This is a genomic window from Pseudomonas sp. PS02303, assembly GCF_029959925.1.
Lineage (GTDB): Bacteria > Pseudomonadota > Gammaproteobacteria > Pseudomonadales > Pseudomonadaceae > Aquipseudomonas > Aquipseudomonas mandelii.
Window position 1 is genome coordinate 1 of the sequence record NZ_JASCOM010000319.1, and the last position, 6,158, is coordinate 6,158.

A 6,158-nucleotide genomic window follows, 5' to 3' on the forward strand; every position below is an offset into this window, starting at 1 on the left:
GGCTCGCTCCCACAGGGAGATGTGTCGTTCAAAAATCTGTGGTCCAACACCTATCCACTGTGGGAGCGAGCCTGCTCGCGATGAGGCCGGTGCAATCAGCTGAAATTTCGAAGCTTACTTCTGCGTCCCGTCATCATGCTGCAAATTCGCCTGCGTCAGGTTGCACCCCGGCGGTACGCTACGGGTCAGCCAGACGTTGCCGCCAATGGTCGAGCCCTTGCCAATGGTGATCCGCCCCAGAATCGTCGCGCCGGCATAGATCACCACATCATCCTCAACGATCGGATGCCGCGGATGGCCCTTTTGCAACTGGCCGTCCTCATCCGAAGGGAAGCGCTTGGCGCCCAACGTCACGGCTTGATAAATCCGCACGCGTTCACCAATGATCGCCGTCTCGCCGATCACGACACCCGTCCCGTGATCAATAAAGAAGCTGCGACCGATCTGCGCCCCAGGATGGATGTCGATACCGGTGGCCGAGTGGGCGATTTCTGCGCTGATCCGCGCCAGCAGCGGCAGCCCCGAGCGGTACAAATGGTGCGCCAGGCGATGGTGGATTACCGCCAGAATCCCGGGATAGCACAACAGCACTTCATCGACGCTACGAGCTGCCGGGTCACCGTGATAGGCCGCCAGCACATCGGTGTCCAGCAAGCTGCGCAGCCCCGGCAACGCGAGGGCGAAATCCTGAATGATCGCAATAGTCTTGGCCTCCACTTCGGTGTCAGCTTCGGCGCTGTGACGAGCGGCGTAACGCAGTTCGAGTCGTGCTTGCGCCAGCAACGCGTTCAACGCGACGTCCAGCGTGTGCCCGACGTAGAAGTCTTCACTCTCCTCACGCAAATCCACCGGTCCCAGACGCATCGGAAACAAGGCACCGCACAGCGCTTCCAGTATCTCCGCCATGGCGGCCCGGGAAGGCAATTCGCGACCGCCCTGCTCGCCGCTGACTCGGCCGTTTTGTGCGCGCCACTGGTCCCGCGCAGTACGCAGTTGACTGACGATGGTCTGCAATTGCCAATGGCTGGAACGCTCGCTCACGGTAAAAACTCCTCACGGGCGGCCGGAGTGTCTGGCCGCGTTGTCGGCGATTACTTTACGGCAAGGTCTGGAGGCCGAATTAAGAACCAATTGTGCTGTGTTCAGTTCTTTTGGCTATAAGCGATTGACGGTTGCCCATGCATATAGCCGTGCCTATAGTCCTGACATCTTCCTTGGCCAGTACGGACCCATGATCAAACAACAGCTTGCCCGCTTTAACCGCCTCGACCTCCTCGGCCACCCTACCGCGCTTGAAAAACTCGAACGGCTGTCGACCTGGCTCGGCCGTGATCTGTACGTCAAACGCGATGACCTGACACCGCTGGCCATGGGCGGCAACAAGCTGCGCAAACTCGAATACCTGGCGGCCGATGCCTTGGCCCAGGGCGCCGACACGTTGATCACCGCGGGTGCGCTTCAGTCCAACCACGTGCGCCAGACTGCCGCCATTGCGGCCAAGCTTGGCCTGGGCTGCGTCGCGCTGCTGGAAAATCCATTGGGCACCGACGACGCCAACTACCTGGGCAACGGCAATCGGCTGCTGCTCGACCTGTTCGATGCCAAGGTCGAGCTGGTGGAAAACCTCGACAATGCCGACGAGCAACTGCAAGCCTTGGCCGACCGTTTACGCAATAACGGCAAGAAACCGTATCTGGTGCCAATTGGTGGCTCCAATGCGCTGGGCGCTTTGGGTTATGTGCGCGCCGGGCTGGAACTGGCCGCACAGATCAAGGACACCGGCCTGCAATTCGCCGCCGTGGTCCTGGCCTCGGGCAGTGCCGGGACCCACAGTGGTCTGGCGCTGGCACTGAGTGAAGTACTGCCGGATTTGCCAGTGATTGGTGTCACGGTGTCCCGTAGCGATGAAGATCAGCGCCCGAAAGTCCAGGGCCTGGCCGAGCGCACTGCCGAGTTGCTGGGCGTGAGCCTGCCGGCGGGTTTCAAGATCGAACTGTGGGACGAATATTTTGGCCCGCGGTATGGCGAGCCGAATGCCGGAACGCTGGCGGCGGTGAAGCTGGTGGCGAGTCAGGAAGGGTTGCTGCTGGACCCGGTTTACACCGGTAAAGCCATGGCCGGGTTGCTGGATGGCATCGGTCGTCAACGGTTCAACGATGGCCCGATCATTTTCCTGCATACCGGCGGGGCACCAGCGTTGTTTGCCTACAAGGACTCGCTGACCAGTTGAAGTACTCCTGTGGCGAGGGCGCTTGCTCCCGCTGGGGTGCGCAGCGCCCCAAGACCTGTCCCCCACGGTTTCTCAGTTGACCGCGGAGACTGATTTTGCGACTGCTGCGCAGCCGAGCGGGACCAAGCTCCCTCGCCACAGGGAATCGCGTGTGTCTCATATGAAATAAAAGAATAACAAACACTATATTTATTATTTTCCTATCTAAAAGCGCCATCATATAGTCACGCCGCAGGCGAATTTGCAGCGAGACGCATACGCTGCTTTAGGGCAGGATATTGCAGTCGTCCAAATCCCGATTTTGCCAACATTCCTAAAAGCGTCTTCATAAGAAAACACAGGGGCTTGTCATGAATTTTTCCGCACTACGTCGAAATCTGCTGGTCGGTTCGCTGGGCTTGGCGCTGAGCGCCGGTCTGCTGGGGCAAGCGGTTGCCGGTGAGCAGCTGCAAAAAATCAAGGACGCGGGCGTGATCAACGTCGGTCTGGAAGGCACTTACCCACCGTTCAGCTTCGTTGACGCCGACGGCAAACTGGCCGGTTTCGAAGTCGAGTTCTCCGAAGCCCTGGCCAAAGAACTGGGCGTGAAGGTCAAACTGCAACCGACCAAATGGGACGGCATCCTCGCGGCGCTGGAATCCAAACGTCTGGACGCAGTGATCAACCAGGTGACCATCTCCGAAGAGCGCAAGAAGAAGTATGACTTCTCCGAGCCGTACACCGTTTCCGGGATTCAGGCGCTGGTGCTGACCAAGAAGGCCGCGGAGCTGAACATCAAGTCTGCCGCCGATCTGGCCGGCAAGAAAGTCGGCGTAGGCCTGGGCACCAACTACGAGCAGTGGCTCAAAGACAATCAGCCAAAAGCCATCATCAAGACCTATGACGATGATCCGACCAAGTTCCAGGACCTGCGCGTCGGCCGCATCGACGCCATTCTGATCGACCGTCTGGCCGCGCTGGAATACGCCAAGAAAGCCAAGGACACCACCGCCGCCGGCGAAGCGTTCTCCCGTCAGGAAGCCGGTATTGCCCTGCGCAAAGGCGAGCCTGAGTTGCTGGCTGCGGTGAACAAAGCCATCGACAAGCTGCGTGCCGACGGTACGCTGAAAAAGCTTTCGGAAAAATACTTCAGCGCTGACGTCACTCAATAATGGAAGAAGCTTTTCAACTCGCACTGGACTCCCTGCCTTTCCTGCTCAAGGGGGCCTACTACACGGTCATCTTGAGCCTGGGCGGGATGTTCTTCGGCCTCATGCTGGGCTTCGGCCTGGCACTGATGCGCCTGTCGCGCTTCAAGCTGGTCAGCTGGATCGCCCGCATCTACGTGTCGTTCTTTCGCGGCACGCCGTTGCTGGTGCAACTGTTCGTGATCTATTACGGCTTGCCGCAATTGGGCATGGAACTCGATCCGCTGCCGGCGGCCCTGATCGGCTTCTCGCTGAACATGGCCGCTTACGCCTGTGAAATCCTGCGTTCCGCGATCAGCTCCATCGAGCGCGGTCAGTGGGAAGCTGCCGCCAGCATCGGCATGACCCGTGCGCAAACCCTTCGCCGGGCCATTATCCCGCAAGCGATGCGCACCGCATTACCGCCGCTGGGCAACAGCTTCATTTCGCTGGTCAAGGACACCGCGCTGGCCGCCACCATCCAGGTGCCGGAACTGTTCCGCCAGGCGCAGCTGATCACAGCACGCACCTTCGAAGTGTTCACCATGTACCTTGCCGCCGCGCTGATCTACTGGATTCTTGCCACGGTGCTCTCGCACCTGCAGAACAAGTTGGAAGAGCGGGTCAATCGGCACGACCAGGAGTCCTGACCCAATGATTGTCGTGGAAAAACTGACAAAGCAGTTCAAGGGTCAAGTGGTGCTCAACGGCATCGATCTGGAAGTGAAGGAAGGTGAGGTCGTCGCGATCATAGGGCCTAGCGGCTCGGGTAAAACCACCTTCCTGCGATGCCTGAATTTTCTGGAAGAACCCACCAGCGGCCGGATCAAGGTCGGTGACATCGAGATCGATGGCAGCCGCCCGTTGAACCAGCAGCAGAACCTGGTGCGGCGCTTGCGTCAGCACGTCGGATTCGTGTTCCAGAACTTCAACCTGTTCCCCCATCGCACCGCCCTGGAAAACGTCATCGAAGGCCCGATCATCGTGAAGAAGATCCCGCACGCCGACGCCGTTGCCCTGGGTAAAAAGCTGTTGGCCAGGGTTGGCCTGGCGGGCAAGGAAGACGCTTACCCGCGACGCCTTTCCGGTGGTCAGCAGCAGCGTGTGGCGATTGCCCGCGCACTGGCGATGGAGCCGGAAGTGATCCTGTTTGATGAACCCACCTCAGCGCTTGATCCAGAGCTGGTGGGTGAAGTGCTGGCGACCATCCGCAGCCTGGCCGAAGAGAAGCGAACCATGGTGATCGTTACCCACGAAATGGGCTTTGCCCGGGACGTGGCCAACCGTGTGGTGTTTTTTGACAAGGGTGTGATCGTCGAGCAAGGCGAAGCCAAGGCGTTGTTTGCCAACCCGAAAGAAGAACGGACGAAGCAGTTTCTCAGCAAGTTCCTGAATAACACCAACCCTTAATATCGCTTCACTATTTGTCAACTTCCATGGATGGAAGTGACAACTTACCCCGCCACCCACATCGCTCGATTCTCTCTTCTCGTTCATTCGAACAATAGATCAATTTTTACAACTGCATGCGGTACATATATATGTTCTGCAACAGATTCAACGCGCCTAAAATCCGCCAGATCCAGTGCCATCAATGAGCACACCGTCGCCGTCACCCACGCCCGAAAATCAATAAATACGCGGCGAAATTCGACAGAGCGGTGCGGCATATTAACTTCAAGGCGTAGGATTTTTCTGAATAGCACTGAATACCCTACTTAACTAGTCAGTTCTATTGACACCTATTCAGGCGCACTCTTATCTAGTCCCCAGCAGGCGTCAACCATCGTTAAAAACCATTATTGAAACTTGCAAATAGTGAACAACTTTGTTGCTCGGTAATACACGCCTTTTGATTTTTTCAGAAACGGACTTCGCTGCAAGGCGTCAAGGAGAAACCCATGACAAGCACCTCGAATAAATCCGGACTTGCGGCCCCTACCCTGGCGCAATCCCACAAGGCTGGCATCAATGTCACTTCGGCGGCCCATCTGCTGATCGATGTGGCCCCCTACCCCGGCATGGACGAAGGCGACCTGATCGAACTGTTCTGGGACAACTGCTACGTCGCCTCCCGCGTCCTCATGGCCGACGATGTCGGCGAAGTCGTCAGTCTGCGTGTGCCGCAAAGCTTCATTGCCAATGGCTCCTCCTGCATTCACTACCGCGTCATGCAAGTCGGACAGGGGCCGGCGCTGTCGCTCGCCACACGGGTACAGATCAAGCTCGATTGCCCGGGCGGTCAGCCACTCACGCTGTGCGGCCACGAAAACGAGCACCTGGCGCCAGTGGGCATCCCCGAAACCATTCGCCGTCAGGGGGTCAATCCGAACCAGATCAAGCGGGGCGTGCCGTTGACCATCGAGCCTTACCTGAACATGGCCGTCGACGATGAAATCACCCTGCGCTGGGGTGATGTGCGCATGGACCTGCCGCAGCTCAAGGCCGACGAGGTGGGCCAGCCGGTTCAGGTCTGGGTGCCGCCGGCGATCATTCTCGAAGCCGGCGAAGACCTTCGGCTGGAGGTGACTTACTGCATCCTCGATCGCGTGGGCAACAACTCTGGCTGGGCACCACCGCGCTGGCTCAAGATCGGTTGCAACAATCCCTATCTGAAAGTGCCGTTCAAAGAGCAATTGAAAGCCGCCGAAACGCGCAAAAAGTAAAAACACCGCCGTCCCTGTAGGAGCGAGGCTTGCCCGCGAAGGCGCTGTGCCAGCCAACATCAAAGGTGCCCGACACTCCGCCTTCGCGGGCAAGCC

Annotated in this window: 6 protein-coding genes; 5 read left to right on the forward strand and 1 reads right to left on the reverse strand. The window is 58.5% G+C overall.

Annotated elements, in window-relative coordinates; all coding sequences use genetic code 11:
* Positions 1–114 precede the first annotated feature (114 nt).
* A complete protein-coding gene (epsC, locus tag QMX98_RS31415; protein WP_010464798.1) occupies positions 115–1,041 on the reverse strand; it encodes a serine O-acetyltransferase EpsC in 927 nt (308 codons plus the stop codon).
* Positions 1,042–1,231: 190 nt separating this feature from the next.
* Between epsC and QMX98_RS31420 the strand changes: the two genes are divergently transcribed.
* From QMX98_RS31420 to QMX98_RS31440, 5 genes are all read left to right on the forward strand, one after another.
* Positions 1,232–2,230 carry a D-cysteine desulfhydrase gene (locus QMX98_RS31420; protein ID WP_010464800.1) on the forward strand — a complete coding sequence of 333 codons (999 nt, stop codon included), beginning with the start codon at positions 1,232–1,234 and terminating at the stop codon, positions 2,228–2,230.
* Between the two features lie 350 nt (positions 2,231–2,580).
* Complete coding sequence (tcyJ, locus tag QMX98_RS31425; protein WP_010464802.1) at positions 2,581–3,381, forward strand: cystine ABC transporter substrate-binding protein; 801 nt, start codon at positions 2,581–2,583, stop codon at positions 3,379–3,381.
* The gene (tcyL, locus tag QMX98_RS31430; protein ID WP_010464804.1) at positions 3,381–4,046 is read left to right on the forward strand and encodes a cystine ABC transporter permease; all 666 of its coding nucleotides are present in this window, start codon (positions 3,381–3,383) and stop codon (positions 4,044–4,046) included. Before tcyJ ends, tcyL begins: the two co-directional genes overlap by 1 nt.
* 4 nt (positions 4,047–4,050) lie before the next feature.
* Complete coding sequence (gene tcyN, locus QMX98_RS31435) at positions 4,051–4,806, forward strand: L-cystine ABC transporter ATP-binding protein TcyN (protein WP_010464805.1); 756 nt, start codon at positions 4,051–4,053, stop codon at positions 4,804–4,806.
* A gap of 491 nt (positions 4,807–5,297) precedes the next feature.
* Positions 5,298–6,062, forward strand: coding sequence for a hypothetical protein (locus QMX98_RS31440; protein WP_282411919.1), 765 nt, complete (start codon positions 5,298–5,300; stop codon positions 6,060–6,062).
* Positions 6,063–6,158: the final 96 nt, after the last annotated feature.